The sequence below is a fragment of the Pseudofrancisella aestuarii genome (assembly GCF_003574475.2).
Classification (GTDB): domain Bacteria; phylum Pseudomonadota; class Gammaproteobacteria; order Francisellales; family Francisellaceae; genus Francisella; species Francisella aestuarii.
This window is the reverse complement of the sequence record NZ_QLIS02000001.1, coordinates 785,572-801,155: the sequence shown is the minus strand read 5'-3', so window position 1 is coordinate 801,155 and position 15,584 is coordinate 785,572. Positions and strand designations below refer to the sequence as shown.

Genomic DNA, 15,584 nt, shown 5'->3' with positions numbered 1-15,584 from the left:
TGAAACTATAACACGCCGATGATAGTCTAGCATTCGCTAGGTGAAAGTAGGTAGTCGCCATCTTTTTCCATTTAAAGCCCCTCTAAGTAATTCTTAGCGGGGCTTTCTTCGTTTTTAAGGCTCTTAAACTATTGTTTGTGTTTGCTTTTTAACTTTTTCTATAAATAAATTTGTTTCTTATCATATAAGCGTATAATTTAAATATGTGATAATTAATGAGAATATAAAGATGAATATTTTATTAACTAAAGTTGTTGAAAAATTTAATGTAAAGGAAGGATTTGAAGTTCTAAATCCAGCTAATAAAGATAAATTAGCAACTATAGCTAACAATACCAATATAGAAATAAAAGAATCAATAAGAAAAGCTAAAAATACACAGAAGGAATGGAATGGATCTCTACAAAAAGAGAAATCAAAAATTCTAAGAAAATGGTATGAACTTTTGATTCAAAATATCGATAATTTAGCTCAAATTATTACTCTTGAAAGTGGTAAATCTTTGCTAGAAGCAAGAGCAGAGGTTAATTATAGTGCAGGTTTTATTGAATGGTATGCAGAAAAAGCTAAACGTATAGATGGTAAATTAATTAGTAGCCCTTTTCCAAATACAGAAATAAAAGTTACTTATGAACCTGTTGGTGTTGTAGCAGCGATAGCTCCATGGAACTTTCCATTGGCTATGATTACTAGAAAGATAGCTCCTGCATTTGCAGCAGGGTGTGCGGTGGTTGTTAAACCTTCTGAACTTACTCCTTTATCAGCGTTAGCTGCTAAAATACTTGCTGAAGAAGCAGGTATTCCTAAAAATTTATTTCAAGTAGTTTGTGGCGATTCTAAAGAAATAGGTAAAGAAATGACATCTAATATTGATATCAGGAAGATTACTTTTACAGGATCAACTCGTATAGGAAAGCTGTTGATGTCCCAATCTGCTGAAAATGTTAAAAAAGTTTCATTAGAACTTGGTGGTAATGCACCTTTTATAGTCTTTGATACAGCTGATATTGATATTGCTGTTAAAGCTTTATTAGCTTCTAAATTTAGGAATGCTGGGCAAGTATGTATTGCTCCTAATAGAATATTTGTTCAAGAAAATATAAAGCCTAAATTTTTAAAATCGCTTATTGATGAAGTGTCTAAATTAAAGATTGGCAATGGTCTAGAAGAGGGTATCACAGTCGGCCCATTAATAAATGATCAAGCAGTTACTAAGGTTAAAGCTCATATTAAAAATGCTTTAGATAATGGAGCTAAAGTGATTTTTGGTGGAAAAAGTCATGAGCTAGGAGGTACTTTCTTTGAGCCGACAATTATTGATGGAATGACTGATAACATGCAAACAAGTTGTGAAGAGGTTTTTGGACCTGTAGTAAGTATTTATACATTCAAAACTGAAGAAGAGGCAATTACTCGAGCAAATAATACCCCTTATGGGTTAGCAAGTTATTTTTTCAGTAATGATGTTAAACAAATAGAAAGAGTTAGAAATGCTATAGAAGCAGGAATGATTGGAATTAATTTTGGTGTGCTTTCAACTGAGTCAGCACCTTTTGGAGGAGTTAAAGAGTCAGGCTTAGGTAGAGAGGGTTCTGATGATGGTATTTATGAATTTTTAGAGCCTAAATATAGTATGCAAAGCTTTAATTAATATTCTCTTAAATGTTATAAAGTCTTTTTAATTGTTTAGATACTATGAGAATAATTAATCCTATTATTATAGCTGTAATTGTTAAGTTAAAGAATAAATGGTAATAAGCTTTAGCTTGAATTATTGAAGAAGTATCTTTGATATTACCGACATCTGTGAAAGTAGCAATATAGCTAGCAAAATAATTACTGAGAGAGGATTTAATTCCCCATACTCCAAATAGTAAAGCAACTATATCAGCGGGAGCTACTTTGCTTATAGCTGCTAACCCTGTTGGGCTGCAACATAATTCTCCCATAGTAATAAGCATATATCCTAAAACTATCCAAAGAAGAGATGGAGAAAATCCTTTAATAGCTAGATTTGCACTAATAGTAAAAGCACCCATTGCTAATCCTGTTATTATTAGTCCAGCTCCCATCTTTCTAAAAATACTGATATTCCACTTTCCCCATATAATAGCGAAGAAAGGAGCTAAAATTATAATAAATAAGCTGTTAAAGACATGTGTATTGGCAGCAGATATTGAAAAGCCGAAAATATTTAAATTAACAAATCTTTCTGTAAATAGTAAAACACTAGTTGCTGTTTGTTCAAAAAGTATCCAAAAAAACATAACGATAATTGATACTTTTAATACAGCTAGAATAGGAATAGTATATTCTTTACCACCTTTTATAGCCTTATAAATTAGATAAATAAATACAATGGCAGTCATTATATATAAAACATTTGCGGTATTTTTTGCATTAAATATTAGGTATTGAAATATACAAACAGCTATTAATGCAGAAATAATAGTTATTATATGAGTTCTTTTAGATACTAGGATCTGATCTTTTGGGATTATTTTTCTGGCTTCTCCAATAAATAGAACTAATAATCCTAAAGCCATTCCAAAAGCAGCTGTTGCAAAACCAGCATGCCAACTGAAGTATTTTGCAATAAGTGGTACAGCTATTAGAGCTAAACCACTACCTAGATTTACAGCCATATAAAATAATGTGTACCCACTATCTCTTAGATGATCATTTGAGTTATTATAATTTCGGCCTATATTCGTAGCCATAGAGGATTTAAAAAAACCTGTTCCAACGACAACAAAGGCAAGCCCCCAGAAAAATGATTGCTGAGTTGATAGTAAAATATGACCAATCATGATAAATATACATCCATATTTTACGCTAGTAGTATGTCCTAGGAAGGTATCAGAGATATAGCCACCAATTAAGGGAGTCATATATACAAAAGCAACATAGCTTCCATAGGTTAAGTATGCTTGAGTATCACTCATACCCCAAAATTCACTAGTGAGATAAAGGATTAATAAGGCGCGCATGCCGTAATAACTAAATCTTTCCCAGATTTCCACCCCACAAAAAATCCAAAGGCCTTTTGGCTGTTGACTTAAAGTTTTAATCATACTTTATCTAAAATCGGACTAATTAATTAGAAGAATATCACTAAATATAGCAGTATAGTAAATATTAAATTTTAGAAAGTAATAGCTTGGATAATTTGTAGAGTAAAACTAATAAAAGGGTTTAATATGAAAAATAATAAATTACCCCCTTGAAAAGGAATTATTATTAAGGCTAATAAAATAAAAAAACCATATCTTTCAATACCATTGTATTTATAGGCTGCTGCGGGAGGAAGGATCGCTGAGACTATTCTGCTACCATCAAGAGGGGGAATGGGCAGTAAATTTAGTACCATTAGGACAACATTAATAATCATTCCATAAAGAGCCATTTGTTGTATATATGGATGTAGAGTTATATGTTTATATAAAAGTGCCCATGCTACAGCCATAATAAAATTAGCTAGAGGTCCAGCTAATGCAACAAGTGCCATGTCAAATTTAGGTTTTTTTAGATTATTATAACTTATTGGAACAGGTTTCGCCCATCCAAAAATAAAAGGGAATCCAACTGTCATTGATGATAATAAAAGTAGCCCCGGTACTATGATAGTCCCTATTAAGTCTATATGAGGTACTGGATTTAATGTGACTCGCCCAAGGTTATATGCTGTCATATCTCCACGGAATTTAGCAATATAGGCATGAGCAGCTTCATGTAGTGTGATAGCAAATATTAGAGGAATACCTGCCATTAAAAGAGTAAGGAGTAGTTGGTTTAAATCCATATTTCTCTTATAAAAATGTTTTTGAATAGATTATAGTAATTAGTTAGTAAAAGGTGAAGTTTATTTAATAGATTAATTAAGGTAAGGGAATAAATTCACCTTCATCTCCAATAACTTTATTAAAACGTTGTGCTTTCCAATCATCTTTTGCTTGAGAAATTCTTTCAGAGCGACCTGACACAAAGTTCCATTCAATAAATCTTTTACCAATATTTTCCCCTCCAATAAGAAGAAGATCACAATCAGTACTTGCTAATATATGTGTACTTTCTTTATCTAGGATCCCTAAAGAATGTTGAGTTACTTTCTCTTGGTTAATCACTATCTCTCCTGAAAGAACATATATTCCTATTTCTTCTTCATTTGGTAATGTTAGACTATTACCTTTTAATATATTTATCTTTGCAAATAAAGTATCACAGTAGGTTTTCACAGGAGATGACTTGTTCCATGCTGTTCCTATAATTAGTTTTATTTGAGCATCATTGACTTCAAAAGTTGGTAGGTTCTCTTTTGAATAATGAAAGAAAGCCGGTTCAATCTCTTCGAACTCATTTGGTAGAGCTAGCCAAAATTGTAATCCGTGCATTAATCTTTTATTTTTACGTATTTCTAGAGGTTCTCTTTCAGAGTGAGTTATTCCTTTTCCTGCAACCATTAAATTAAGATCACCAGGCTTTATAGTTTGAAAACTTCCAATAGAATCTCTATGCACAATCTCTCCATCAAATAGATATGTTACTGTGACAAGATTAATGTGTGGGTGAGGAAGGATGTCTAGTGCTTTATTTTCTGAAAGCTCTACTGGACCAAAATGATCAAAAAATATCCAAGGCCCAATCATTTTTTGCTTTGCTGATGGAAGTAATCTATTAACAGGGAAATTTCCAATATTCTTTTTTCTTGGTTTTAATATATGTTTTAGCATAGAAACTCCTCAATGATATTTATTTATAAACTATAACAAAAAAGAGTCGTTGTCTCTAATCGTTATAGTTAATCAATAGGGTTTGATGTAAATTGAAAATAATGAATAGCAGGTATTTAAAAAAGAATAAAGACTGTAAAAGTTAAGCCTTATATAATGAAGTTATATCAGATCATATCAGGTTTGGTGTGAACTTGGTGGTGTTGCTGTATAAAAGCTTGATAAAAATTTTTTTTACGGTAATACTGAAGCGACAGAGATTTTTGAGTGGTTAATTTAACCGTTGTATAGGAGGTGCCAGGATGGCAAATCAGTACTCAGGAAATTTTGAACAGATAATAAGAAATAGATTTAAATGTTCTGCAAAAGATATCCTTCTTGTTTGTAAGAAGAGAGGTTTTAGTTACTATGATGCTGAGAAATTTCTTGGTTTTAAACATGTAACTATAAGAAAATGGGCAAAAAGATTTGATATAAAATTAATTCCAAGAATTAAGAGAAAGGAAGATATTCTTTCGACGAAAAAAGAACAAGATTATATCAAGCAATGTAAAAAGAACGACATAACAAAAAATAATATTTTTAGTAGAAGTTGGATAAATAATTTAAAATTTTATAAATCTAGTAAAGCTAAATCTTGATTAACTATAATAGAACTTTCTTCAGAAAAGTTGAAAGAAAGTTTAGATTTGTCCTGTGGTAATAAAATAATTACAGTTGAACCGAAATTAAACCAACCCAACTGTTCTCCTTTTTTAAAAGTTAAGTTATATTTTTCTTTATCATATAACCATGTTTGAGTAGATGAATAATAATTTGGTGCGATTTTTCCATACCATACAGTTTCAATGCCAGCGACTAATAAAGCTCCAACAAAGATTACTGCTACTTCACCTATTTTGGTATCAAAATAACAAACTAATCTTTCATTTTTTGCAAAAAGACCATCTATATTATTAGCAGTAGTTTCATTTACTGAGAATAATTTCCCAGGAACGTAAACCATTTTAGTTAGAGTACCATCTATAGGCATATGAACTCTATGATAGTCTCTTGGTGAAAGATAAATTGTTGCAAATTGTTTAAAATCAGTTTCTGAGCTATTAGCAATAAGAGCCTTTAAAGAAAAGTTTTTGTTCTTTGCTTGGATAATTGTATCATCAACTATTTGACCAAATTGAGTTAAACAACCATCTGCAGGTGATGAAATTATTTTAGAATCATTATTTAATGGTCTAATACCTTCTTTTAGTTCTCTAATAAAAAATTCATTAAAAGATTTATAGTTATCTATATCATTATCTTTTGCTTCATCTAGGTTAATATTAAACTTTTTGATTGCTAAATTTATTAAGTAATTTTTTAATAATTTATTTTTGCAATCAGCCATTTTCCCAACGATTCTAGATAAAATTGCCTGAGGTAATAGCTGTTGTAGTAAGATAAAAAGGGTTTCTTTCATAAAAAGTCTCCTAAGTAGAAAATTTAAATATATATTATGTAGCCTAAGATATTAGTATATCACTATGTTATAATGTTGCCTAAGTAATTTATGTTTAGTAAATAGATGAAGAAAATAAAAAAATATTTACTCTTATTATTGCCTTTAATGGCGCTTCATGGTTGTGCGGGAGATGGTGTTGAGTCAGATTTTAGTTATGAAAATTTGACAGATACTATAGAGGGAACCCCTTTTCGAAATAGAAAATATGATTATGCGCGTAGAAAAGTTATAGAAAGCCCTCCATTAAAAGTTCCTGCCGGATTAAATGGCGATGATATTAAGCCTAGATTTACTATGCCTGATGGAGATAATGAGTTTCCTTCATCACAAGTTGCTGAGGCAGAAAGAGATATGCTACCACCTAGTTTTGCTGCCACATATAATATGGCAAAAATTATTAGAGCACAGACATATAAAGTTGCAATTAGTGTTGTTTATGATGATAAAAATAATATGAAGTTAGTATTTAGAGAGCCATTAAGTGTGACTCTTAAATTATTAGATGATTATTTTCATGCTCAACCAGATGAGTATGAAGTAATGTCTACTGAAAAACAGTTGCTCTCAGGGTATTTAATTAAAGTAAAAGCTCTAAAAAAAGACGTTATATACATAATTAAAGCTAGGAAAGTTGATAATTTATCAAGCCTTGTTAGTATGAGTGTTGTCTTAAGTGGTGATGGTGAGACTATAGCAGATGATAATATCACTGAAAGTTCAAAGCTTCTGTCAGATATAAGAAAGAGTTTGAATAATAAAGAGCTTGATGAGAGTAATGTTGATTTACAAGCAGAAGCTGATGAAATTCAAACATCACAAATAAATGATAAGTCTAGTAAATCTGGTTTAGGTGGATTATCAGGAGGTCTTGGATTAGGTAAGAAGGATAAGTTACATTCTTTCCAATTAGATTCATATAATAAATCAATTGATAATAGTGGTAGTACAGATGCTTCAAAACCTTCTGCTTCAGAAATAAATAATATACAACCAACAGCGCCAGATAATAATGAAATTTATAATAGTGATGCTAAAGTGGATGAAATTAACTAGAGGGTATTATGAAAAAATATGATCTTTCAGTTTTTATTGGAAGGTTTCAACCATTCCATGTAGGACATTTACATAATATAAAAGAAGCTTTAGTTCATAGTAATAAAATAATCATAAATGTTGGAAGTTCATTTGGTGCTCCAAATATAAAAAATCCTTTTTCATTTGAACAACGAAAACAAATGATAATATCTGATTTAGAAGTAGCAAATATAGATATATCAAGAGTTAATATAGAGCACTTGGCTGACTATTTTTACCAAGAAGAGAAGTGGGAACAGCATCTAAGAGATAATGTTAATAAATATACTAATTTAAATAGTACAGTAGCTATAGTTGGACATAAAAAAGATGATACAAGTTATTATTTAAAAAGTTTTCCAGAATGGGAGTATATTTCTGTAGATAATTATAAAAATTATAATGCTACTAATTTCAGAGAGAGTTTTTATAAAGGCTATATACTAAAAGATTATATGGTAAGTAGTTTTTCAAGTGTTGGAACGTATGGTTTTTTGAATAGTTTTTTAAAAACTAAACAATATATTTTCTTAAAAGACGAGTATGAATATGTTGAGGCATATAAAAAGTTATGGTCTACAGCACCATATAAACCAGTCTTAGTTACTACAGATGCATTAGTTATTATAAATAATAATGTACTTCTTGTTCAGAGAAAAAATCATCCTGGTAAAGATTTATGGGCATTGCCTGGAGGGTTTTTAGATAATGATGAATTTATAGAAGCAGGGGTAATAAGAGAGCTTTATGAAGAAACAGCTATAGATTTAACAAGAGATCAACTAGCTTTAGCAAGGCAAGGTACTTATGTTTTTGATTATCCAGCTCGTTCGGTAAGAGGAAGAACTATTACTCATGTAAGCTTATTTGTTTTTCAAGGTTTATCAGAGTTACCAGCAACAAAAGCTCAAGATGATGCAAAGGCATTAAAATGGGTTCCTTTAGATATTATTTTAAATAATATGTGTGATAGAATGCTAGAAGATCACTATCAAATAATTACAGTTTTGTCTGAAAAGCTGTCAAAGTAGAGGTTAAGGAGATTTTATGAGTTTATCTGTAATAATTTTAGCAGCTGGTAAAGGTTCTCGAATGAACTCTAATAAGCCAAAGGTTTTACAAACGCTAGCTGGTAAGCCACTTATTAGACATGTTGTAGATACAGTAGAGGAGCTAAAAGCAGATAATATAATTGTTGTAACTGGTCATTTGCGTGAGCAATTAGAACAATGCTTAGAAGACAAAAAAGTCACTTTTGTATATCAAAAAGAGCAGCTCGGTACAGGTCATGCAGTATTGCAATGTTTACCACATGTAAATAAAAATGATAAGGTTTTAATTTTATATGGAGATGTGCCACTAATATCAGTTGAAGTGTTGAATGATTTATTAAAAACTCATGCGGCAGATCTTGGTGTTTTAACAGCATTTGTGAAAGATCCAACTGGTTTAGGAAGGATTATTCGTGATAAGTTTGGTAAAGTTTCAGAAATTGTTGAAGAAAAAGATGCTTTAGAAATTCAAAAGCAAATTAAAGAAATTAATACGGGTATATACTGTGTTAATGAAAAATTTCTAGCTCAATGGTTACCTCAAATTAAAGCAGAGAATGCTCAGAAAGAATATTATTTAACAGACATTGTAAGGTTTGCTAAAAGAGATGATGTTGCTATACATGTCAGTCATCCTATCGAAGAGTTTGAGATTTTAGGTGTAAATGATAGGGCGCAATTAGCTAGTCTAGAAAGAGTTTGGCAACAGAATCAAGCTCATCTCATAATGTCTCAGGGAGTTAGTATTGCTGATCCTGCACGATTTGATATTAGGGGCGAATTGACTGTTGGTAAAGACTGTTGGTTTGATATAAATGTAATTATCAAAGGTAAAGTTGTAGTTGGTAATAATGTTGTAGTTGGTGCAAATTGTATACTGAAGAACTGCACTATAGAGAGTGGGGCAAAAATTAAAGCTAATACTATGGTTGATGGTTCTATTATAAGAGAGAATGCTATAGTGGGTCCTTTTGCAAGGGTAAGACCAGGTTGTGATATTCAGTCAGAAGCTGTTATAGGAAACTTTGTTGAAACTAAAAATACTTATTTAGGTAAAGGATCAAAAGCATCACACCTAACATATCTTGGAGATAGTGAAATTGGTGAAAAATGTAATATAGGTGCTGGAGTTATCACATGTAACTATGATGGCGCTAATAAGCATAAGACAATTATTAAATCACATGCATTTATTGGATCTGATTCTCAACTTGTTGCACCAGTCACGGTTGGTCAAGGCGCTACTGTCGGAGCAGGGTCTACAATTGTTAAAGATGTCGCAGATGATCAATTAGCTATATCTAGAGCTAAGCAAAAACTTATAGATAGTTGGGTTAGGCCTGTTAAAAAAATTGAAAAATAAGAGAGTGAAGACATGTGTGGTATTGTTGGCGCTAATTCGACAAGAAATGTTACAAAGATATTAATTGAAGGTCTAAAAAAACTAGAGTATAGAGGTTATGATTCAGCAGGTTTAGCTGTTATGAATAATTATAAGATAGATATTTGTAAAGAAGTTGGTAAGGTTGTTGAGTTAGAAAAATCTGTAGAAAGTCTGACTGATTTTGGAGGCTTTATAGGCATAGCCCATACAAGATGGGCAACTCATGGTAAACCATCGAAAGAAAACTCTCATCCTCATGCATCTGATAAGTTTTGTATTGTTCATAATGGTGTGATAGAAAATTTTGAAGAGCTAAAAAAATCTTTGATCAAAGATAGGTATGCTTTTAAATCTGATACTGATACAGAGGTAGTAGCACATCTTTTGGATAGAGAGTGGAATGACAATAAAACAATAGTCGAAAATATTAGTCAAATAACTGCGATGTTAAAAGGAGCTTATGCATTAGCTATTATCTCTGAAAAATTTCAAGATAAGCTTGTAGTAGTTAGATCAGGCTCTCCTTTAGTTATTGGGGTTGGTATTGATGAAAATTTTGTATCTTCAGATGCATTATCATTACTTCCTGTAACAAATAAATTTGCATATCTGGATGAGGGTGATATTGCTATAGTATCTAAAGAGTCTTTTGAAGTTTATAATAAAAAAGGTTCAAGAAAAAGTATTGAAATAGAAGAGTATAACTATGCTTCTTCAAGTACTTCAAAGGATGGATATAAGCATTATATGCTTAAAGAAATATATGAGCAGCCAGAAGCAATATCAAACACAATAAATGCAAACCTTGATCAAAACGGAGAGCTATATTTAGAAAACTTTAATGACAGGGCTTTAGAACTTTTAGAGAAAGCAAAGCATATTTGTATAGTTGCGTGTGGAACTAGTTATAATGCAGGTATGACTGCTAAATATTGGCTAGAGAAGTATGCTAAAGTTTCATGTAGTGTTGAGATAGCAAGTGAGATTAGATATAGAGATAATGTCGTAGTTGATGGATCTTTGTTTTTGAGTATATCTCAATCTGGTGAAACAGCTGATACGTTAGAGTCTTTAAGAAAAAGTAAGAAACAAAACTATTTAGGTAGTATGTGTATTTGTAATGTGCCAAATAGCTCTTTAGTTAGAGAGTCAGACATTGCTTTTATGACAAAGGCTGGTGTTGAGATAGGAGTTGCATCAACTAAAGCTTTTACTACACAATTAGTCGCTTTAGCAATATTTACTTTTGTTTTAGCAAAGACCAAAAGAACTATGTCAGATACTCAGATAGGTAAGCATCTTGAAGAACTTAAAAAAACAAGAGCTCTTGCTTTGGGTGCTTTGAAACTAGATGCTGAAATTGATGCAATAAGTGAATATTTTTCTGATAAAGAACATACCATTTTCTTAGGTAGAGGTCTTCAGTTCCCTATAGCTGTAGAAGGAGCATTAAAACTTAAAGAAATATCTTATATTCATGCTGAAGCATATCCTTCTGGAGAGTTGAAGCATGGACCACTTGCTTTAGTTGATAAAAATATGCCAATAGTAGCAGTAGTTCCAAATGATGAGCTTTTAGATAAAACTTTGTCAAATCTGCAAGAAGTATATGCCAGAGGCGGAAAGCTTATACTATTTGTTGATAAGGCAATAAAAAGTAAAGTTAATTTTGAAAATAGTATAATGCTTGATTTAGATGGTGGTGATGACTTTAATGCTCCAATAGTATTTACTATTCCTTTGCAGCTTCTTTCCTATCATGTAGCAATAATCAAAGGTACTGATGTTGATCAACCTAGAAACTTAGCTAAATCTGTTACGGTTGAGTAATATGGATATTGAGAACGTAGATGAAGAAGAGTTGAAAAAAGATTTTCTGTTATCGGAGCTCTTTAATCTTGCTTGGAAAGGAGGACTTCAGAGGTCTAATACTTACCAAGAGGGGAAAATTGGCGAAAAGGAACGTTTAAAAATTAAACTGTTCGTTAAAAAAATTATAGATGGTCATATCTCTGATTATCAAAAAGATAGTATTGAGTTAGATGAAAAAAATCACTTTGAATTAATTAAAACAATATCAAGTGAAACAACTAACAAATTTAAAGATAGATTGATAGTAAACAAAGGCTTTTGTATAGGAGTATCACAAAAGGTTCTTAATTTATACCTAAAGTACTTATGGTGTTTGGGTGAAATAAAAGAACCTCCTCATTGTCCATTAGATGGGATAGTACTTGGGGAGTTAAAAAGAATCTCTAAAGATAGATGTTTTGATATAAAGTGGACACAGCTTGAAAAAATAGAAAAATATAACGATGTGATTAAAAAAGCAAAAAAAGTTATTGCTGAAAAATATAATAAGACCTTGTCAACTTGGGAATTGAAATTTTGGAATAGTAAAATATGAATTTCAAGATAAGTTTAAGCAGTGAGTATGTCCGACTTACTCAAATGAAAAAAGAGCATTTTGCAGATTTATATAAAGTAGCATCTGATCCAAAAATCTGGGAGCAACATTTTGATGAGAGATGGAAGCCCGATGTGTTCCAGAAATATTTTGATGTTGGATTAGCAAATAAAGAAGGGTGCTTCGTAATAATTGACCTTAAAAAGAATCAAATAATGGGTTCAACAAGGTTCTATACATATGATCCAAAAGATCAGTCTGTAAAGATAGGTTATACTTTTATTTCAGCAGAATATTGGGGTTCAGGCATTAATAGATCTATAAAAAAACTTATGTTAGATTATTCTTTTCAATATTTAGATAAAGTTCTTTTTGATGTTTGGGAGTATAATTATAGATCTCAAAAGGCAGTTGAAAAGCTAGGCGCCCTAAAGATAGATACAGATAAAGAAGGCAAATTCTTGTATCAGTTAAATAGAGAGCAATGGCTAAAATAGTTGTTATATTATTTTTCTATCAAACTATTTATTAGTAATGAATAATATTTGTATAGGTTTGGAATAACTATAAAACAATAAAGTTTATAATTTTATGTAATAAGAATTATAAGAAAATTTAGATTGGACTATTAGTATTTAGATAAGAAAGCATTTCTAGTAGCAATTTTTGCTCTTTTTACAGCAAGCCTTTTAGCAATTTTTCTCTTTTCTGTAGGTTTGACGTAATGCTGTCTTTCTCTTAACTCTTGTCTTATACCTGCTTTTTCACAAGCATGTTTAAACTTTCTTAAAGTTAGATCAAAAGGTTTGCGATCATCAACTCTAATACTAGGCATTATAACGCCTCAACATTAATAGCTTCAGGGCCTTTCATGCCTTCTTTAGTTTCAAAAGACACTTTTTGACCTTCACTTAAAGTACCGCCAACTTTGTCTAACTTTGATATATGTATAAATACATCTTTGCCACCATTGCTAGGGCTAATAAATCCAAAACCTTTTTGATTATTGAAGAACTTTACTGTTCCTTGTATTTTATTACTCATTATTATTTACTCACTATTTATTTATTTAATTTCATTCAGACAACAATAACATTGTCCGGTAGGATAGGATATAGTAATTTGCTTAAAGAGACTTAAATATTAAAACTGAAACAATTTTATATAAAAGGCAAATAAGAAAATTTAACATTCGTTATTTTCAAATCCTCACGTTGTAGATGATAATCAAAAAAGAAATAAAAAGATAGATATTTGTCTATAAATTAGATTAATTTAATTTTTCTCGTTTAATTTGTAGCAAATCTTTAATGTTTTTCCACTCTTTAGCTCGACACTCTATATTCTTCAGCTTTTTAGTAAACTCTTGTTCAAGATCAATGTTATAAACATTAGCTAATTCTAGCAGACATAAAAAAACATCGCATATTTCATTTTTAAGATCAGTTATGTCAGTCTTTTCTTCATAAATTTCTTTTTTCATTATTTCATTCGCAACTTCACCAACCTCTTCAGTTAGAGCAATGAAACTAGCTAATCGTGGATGTTCTATTTCGCCTAGAATTTTCTTAACTTCTATTTGAGCTTGTTTTATTTTCATTGGAGTATTTTTTTCTAGATTTACTGAAAATTGTAATAGTTTAGTAGCTTTTTACAACAACTATCTATTATATAAGCTATGGTTTATAATGTGTCCTAAGTAATTTTCGAAGAATAATATAAAATTGGATTAATTATAATGAGTGGAATAATTATAAAAACTCCTGAAGAGATTGAAAAAATGCGTATGGCTGGAAAGTTAGCCGCGGAAGTTTTAGAAATGATTACGCCATATGTTAAAGAGGGCGTGACGACAGAGGAGCTTGATAATATTTGTCATGACTATATTATAACTAAGCAAGATGCTTATCCAGCACCTTTAAACTATCATGGCTTTCCAAAATCAATTTGTACATCTATTAACCATGTAGTGTGTCATGGGATACCATCAGAAAAGAAACTAAAGAAAGGTGATATTCTTAATATAGATGTTACAGTCAAAAAAGATGGTTATCATGGAGATACAAGTAAAATGTTTATTATTGGTGAAACATCAATAATGGCTGAAAAGCTTGTTAAAGTCACACATGAGTGTTTATGGAAAGGAATAGAAATTGTAAAACCAGGGGCGCATTTTGGAGATATAGGTGCAGTTATAGAGAAGCATGCTAAACAGTTTGGTTATTCTATAGTAGAGGCTTTCTGTGGGCACGGTATAGGTAAAGATTTTCATGAGGCTCCTCATGTGATGCATTCTGGTGAGGCTGGTACTGGTGCGGAAATAAAAGAAGGTATGATTTTTACAATTGAACCTATGATAAATATTGGGAAGAAGGCGGTGTCTATTTTGAAAGATGGGTGGACAGCTGTAACTAAAGATAGATCTTTATCTGCTCAATGGGAACATACTATTTTAGTAACTAAAGATGGCTATGAAGTTCTTACATTAAGAGAAGAAGAAAAGGTTTAGCATGGCTGAAAAAGTAGCTCAATCAATTGTCAACGAAAAGTGTGAATTATTAAAATCACAAAGAGAAGAGGTTACAGTTGATAAAGTTAGAAAGCTTATTGGTAGAGAAGTTTCAATTATTGATTTAGTTGAAAAAATATCTTTATTCAAAGAAAACCAAGACTCAGCTATACAAAAAGCATTAGAAGAAACAGAGTCGTCGGAGATTAAGCAAGTTAAAGATGAATTCTTAGAGCTTTTGAGTAGAAGTTTAGAAAAGTACGAAATCAAAGATAGTAATTTTATATTTTCCTTAAGAAGTGATCTAAATAACCTTATACAAGAAGAGATAAATAAAGCTACAAGAAAATATAAAGATAAGACCGCAGTGTTATTGAGCAAAAATGATAGTTTAGAAGTCTCAATATTGACTTTAAATAAAAGATATAATGAGCTTTTAGAAAAGTTTAATGGACTTAAAGATGAAAGCTATCAGCTTAAGCAAGACTTTCAGGCTAAATCAGTAAAAAGTTTTGAAAAAGAGAGTCTCAGTAAGAATGTATTGTCATGGGATGATTTTAAATCTCCAAGAGAGCAATTGATGTCTTTATCAAATTATGCAAAAGTCGCTGTATATGATAAAAGGGGACATATTATAATAAAGTTTCCAGCTACTGATTATTTAACTCAGGAATGTAGAAGAGGAACTAGTAAATATCTGCAAGCTAAAACTACTTATGACTATGCAACAAAAACATGGATTTTATCAGGGTTTGCAAATATATTTAAAACATTAAATTTCCTAAAACGAAATAAATTCGTACTTTCTAAAGAGCTTGAAACTATGGAATATCATCAACTACAAAATAGCCCTCAATAAGTTTATAGAATCATCAATTCAGTTAAGTTATAATTTAGCCTAAATATATCTATCATATAAAAATA

The 15,584-nt window shown here is 30.9% G+C and carries 17 protein-coding genes; 10 read left to right on the top strand and 7 right to left on the bottom strand.

Annotation, left to right across the window (positions count from 1 at the left end):
- The first annotated feature begins 229 nt into the window (after positions 1–229).
- Positions 230–1,651, top strand: a complete 1,422-nt coding sequence (locus DNK87_RS03975) for an NAD-dependent succinate-semialdehyde dehydrogenase (RefSeq protein ID WP_119331228.1) — start codon at positions 230–232, stop codon at positions 1,649–1,651.
- Between the two features lie 7 nt (positions 1,652–1,658).
- Here DNK87_RS03975 and DNK87_RS03970 read toward each other — a convergent pair whose 3' ends face one another.
- From DNK87_RS03970 to DNK87_RS03960, 3 genes are all read right to left on the bottom strand, one after another.
- A complete protein-coding gene (locus tag DNK87_RS03970) occupies positions 1,659–3,074 on the bottom strand; it encodes a peptide MFS transporter (RefSeq protein WP_119331229.1) in 1,416 nt (471 codons plus the stop codon).
- 71 nt (positions 3,075–3,145) lie between these two features.
- Complete coding sequence (locus tag DNK87_RS03965) at positions 3,146–3,802, bottom strand: site-2 protease family protein (protein ID WP_119331230.1); 657 nt, start codon at positions 3,800–3,802, stop codon at positions 3,146–3,148.
- 76 nt (positions 3,803–3,878) lie between these two features.
- Complete coding sequence (locus DNK87_RS03960; protein WP_119331231.1) at positions 3,879–4,730, bottom strand: pirin family protein; 852 nt, start codon at positions 4,728–4,730, stop codon at positions 3,879–3,881.
- A gap of 302 nt (positions 4,731–5,032) precedes the next feature.
- Between DNK87_RS03960 and fevR the strand changes: the two genes are divergently transcribed.
- A complete protein-coding gene (fevR, locus tag DNK87_RS03955; protein WP_119331232.1) occupies positions 5,033–5,371 on the top strand; it encodes a transcriptional regulator FevR in 339 nt (112 codons plus the stop codon).
- Here the strand turns inward: fevR and asd are convergent.
- On the bottom strand, positions 5,344–6,192 hold the full coding sequence (gene asd, locus DNK87_RS03950) for an archaetidylserine decarboxylase (protein ID WP_119331233.1): 849 nt from the start codon (positions 6,190–6,192) through the stop codon (positions 5,344–5,346). The two genes, fevR and asd, sit on opposite strands and share 28 nt — an antisense overlap.
- Before the next feature lie 105 nt (positions 6,193–6,297).
- On the opposite strand from asd, the gene DNK87_RS03945 reads away from it, so the two are divergent.
- Genes DNK87_RS03945 through DNK87_RS03920 form a run of 6 tightly spaced genes read left to right on the top strand, consistent with a single transcriptional unit; the run spans position 6,298 to position 12,648 of the window.
- The gene (locus DNK87_RS03945; RefSeq protein WP_119331234.1) at positions 6,298–7,287 is read left to right on the top strand and encodes a hypothetical protein; all 990 of its coding nucleotides are present in this window, start codon (positions 6,298–6,300) and stop codon (positions 7,285–7,287) included.
- Positions 7,288–7,295: 8 nt separating this feature from the next.
- Entirely contained in the window at positions 7,296–8,339 is a 1,044-nt protein-coding gene (locus DNK87_RS03940) for a bifunctional nicotinamide-nucleotide adenylyltransferase/Nudix hydroxylase (protein ID WP_119331235.1), read from the top strand.
- A 16-nt stretch (positions 8,340–8,355) separates the two neighbouring features.
- Positions 8,356–9,723 (top strand): bifunctional UDP-N-acetylglucosamine diphosphorylase/glucosamine-1-phosphate N-acetyltransferase GlmU, encoded by a 1,368-nt coding sequence (glmU, locus tag DNK87_RS03935; protein WP_119331236.1) that lies wholly within the window; start codon positions 8,356–8,358, stop codon positions 9,721–9,723.
- Between the two features lie 12 nt (positions 9,724–9,735).
- Entirely contained in the window at positions 9,736–11,574 is a 1,839-nt protein-coding gene (gene glmS, locus DNK87_RS03930) for a glutamine--fructose-6-phosphate transaminase (isomerizing) (protein WP_119331237.1), read from the top strand.
- 1 nt (position 11,575) lies between these two features.
- Positions 11,576–12,151, top strand: a complete 576-nt coding sequence (locus DNK87_RS03925) for a hypothetical protein (RefSeq protein ID WP_119331238.1) — start codon at positions 11,576–11,578, stop codon at positions 12,149–12,151.
- Positions 12,148–12,648, top strand: a complete 501-nt coding sequence (locus DNK87_RS03920) for a GNAT family N-acetyltransferase (RefSeq protein WP_119331239.1) — start codon at positions 12,148–12,150, stop codon at positions 12,646–12,648. Before DNK87_RS03925 ends, DNK87_RS03920 begins: the two co-directional genes overlap by 4 nt.
- Before the next feature lie 131 nt (positions 12,649–12,779).
- Here the strand turns inward: DNK87_RS03920 and rpsU are convergent, their stop codons facing one another.
- From rpsU to DNK87_RS03905, 3 genes are all read right to left on the bottom strand, one after another.
- Positions 12,780–12,986, bottom strand: coding sequence for a 30S ribosomal protein S21 (gene rpsU, locus DNK87_RS03915; protein WP_071663763.1), 207 nt, complete (start codon positions 12,984–12,986; stop codon positions 12,780–12,782).
- A complete protein-coding gene (locus tag DNK87_RS03910; RefSeq protein WP_119331240.1) occupies positions 12,986–13,195 on the bottom strand; it encodes a cold-shock protein in 210 nt (69 codons plus the stop codon). Before DNK87_RS03910 ends, rpsU begins: the two co-directional genes overlap by 1 nt.
- 226 nt (positions 13,196–13,421) lie before the next feature.
- Positions 13,422–13,751 (bottom strand): MazG nucleotide pyrophosphohydrolase domain-containing protein, encoded by a 330-nt coding sequence (locus tag DNK87_RS03905; RefSeq protein ID WP_119331241.1) that lies wholly within the window; start codon positions 13,749–13,751, stop codon positions 13,422–13,424.
- Positions 13,752–13,889: 138 nt separating this feature from the next.
- Here DNK87_RS03905 and map point away from each other — a divergent pair, with 138 nt between their 5' ends.
- Entirely contained in the window at positions 13,890–14,660 is a 771-nt protein-coding gene (gene map / locus DNK87_RS03900) for a type I methionyl aminopeptidase (RefSeq protein ID WP_119331242.1), read from the top strand.
- Position 14,661: 1 nt separating this feature from the next.
- Positions 14,662–15,519 carry a hypothetical protein gene (locus tag DNK87_RS03895; RefSeq protein WP_119331243.1) on the top strand — a complete coding sequence of 286 codons (858 nt, stop codon included), beginning with the start codon at positions 14,662–14,664 and terminating at the stop codon, positions 15,517–15,519.
- Positions 15,520–15,584 lie beyond the last annotated feature (65 nt).

What these genes read in the sequence shown, in the direction of transcription:
- DNK87_RS03965 (WP_119331230.1), bottom strand. Translation starts at nt 3,802, where the DNA reads ATGGATTTAAACCAACTACTCCTTACTCTTTTAATGGCAGGTATTCCT.
- map (WP_119331242.1), top strand. Translation starts at nt 13,890, where the DNA reads ATGAGTGGAATAATTATAAAAACTCCTGAAGAGATTGAAAAAATGCGT.
- DNK87_RS03945 (WP_119331234.1), top strand. Translation starts at nt 6,298, where the DNA reads ATGAAGAAAATAAAAAAATATTTACTCTTATTATTGCCTTTAATGGCG.
- DNK87_RS03975 (WP_119331228.1), top strand. Translation starts at nt 230, where the DNA reads ATGAATATTTTATTAACTAAAGTTGTTGAAAAATTTAATGTAAAGGAA.
- asd (WP_119331233.1), bottom strand. Translation starts at nt 6,192, where the DNA reads ATGAAAGAAACCCTTTTTATCTTACTACAACAGCTATTACCTCAGGCA.
- rpsU (WP_071663763.1), bottom strand. Translation starts at nt 12,986, where the DNA reads ATGCCTAGTATTAGAGTTGATGATCGCAAACCTTTTGATCTAACTTTA.
- DNK87_RS03910 (WP_119331240.1), bottom strand. Translation starts at nt 13,195, where the DNA reads ATGAGTAATAAAATACAAGGAACAGTAAAGTTCTTCAATAATCAAAAA.
- DNK87_RS03960 (WP_119331231.1), bottom strand. Translation starts at nt 4,730, where the DNA reads ATGCTAAAACATATATTAAAACCAAGAAAAAAGAATATTGGAAATTTC.
- DNK87_RS03940 (WP_119331235.1), top strand. Translation starts at nt 7,296, where the DNA reads ATGAAAAAATATGATCTTTCAGTTTTTATTGGAAGGTTTCAACCATTC.
- DNK87_RS03905 (WP_119331241.1), bottom strand. Translation starts at nt 13,751, where the DNA reads ATGAAAATAAAACAAGCTCAAATAGAAGTTAAGAAAATTCTAGGCGAA.
- DNK87_RS03925 (WP_119331238.1), top strand. Translation starts at nt 11,576, where the DNA reads ATGGATATTGAGAACGTAGATGAAGAAGAGTTGAAAAAAGATTTTCTG.
- DNK87_RS03895 (WP_119331243.1), top strand. Translation starts at nt 14,662, where the DNA reads ATGGCTGAAAAAGTAGCTCAATCAATTGTCAACGAAAAGTGTGAATTA.
- DNK87_RS03920 (WP_119331239.1), top strand. Translation starts at nt 12,148, where the DNA reads ATGAATTTCAAGATAAGTTTAAGCAGTGAGTATGTCCGACTTACTCAA.
- glmU (WP_119331236.1), top strand. Translation starts at nt 8,356, where the DNA reads ATGAGTTTATCTGTAATAATTTTAGCAGCTGGTAAAGGTTCTCGAATG.
- fevR (WP_119331232.1), top strand. Translation starts at nt 5,033, where the DNA reads ATGGCAAATCAGTACTCAGGAAATTTTGAACAGATAATAAGAAATAGA.
- glmS (WP_119331237.1), top strand. Translation starts at nt 9,736, where the DNA reads ATGTGTGGTATTGTTGGCGCTAATTCGACAAGAAATGTTACAAAGATA.
- DNK87_RS03970 (WP_119331229.1), bottom strand. Translation starts at nt 3,074, where the DNA reads ATGATTAAAACTTTAAGTCAACAGCCAAAAGGCCTTTGGATTTTTTGT.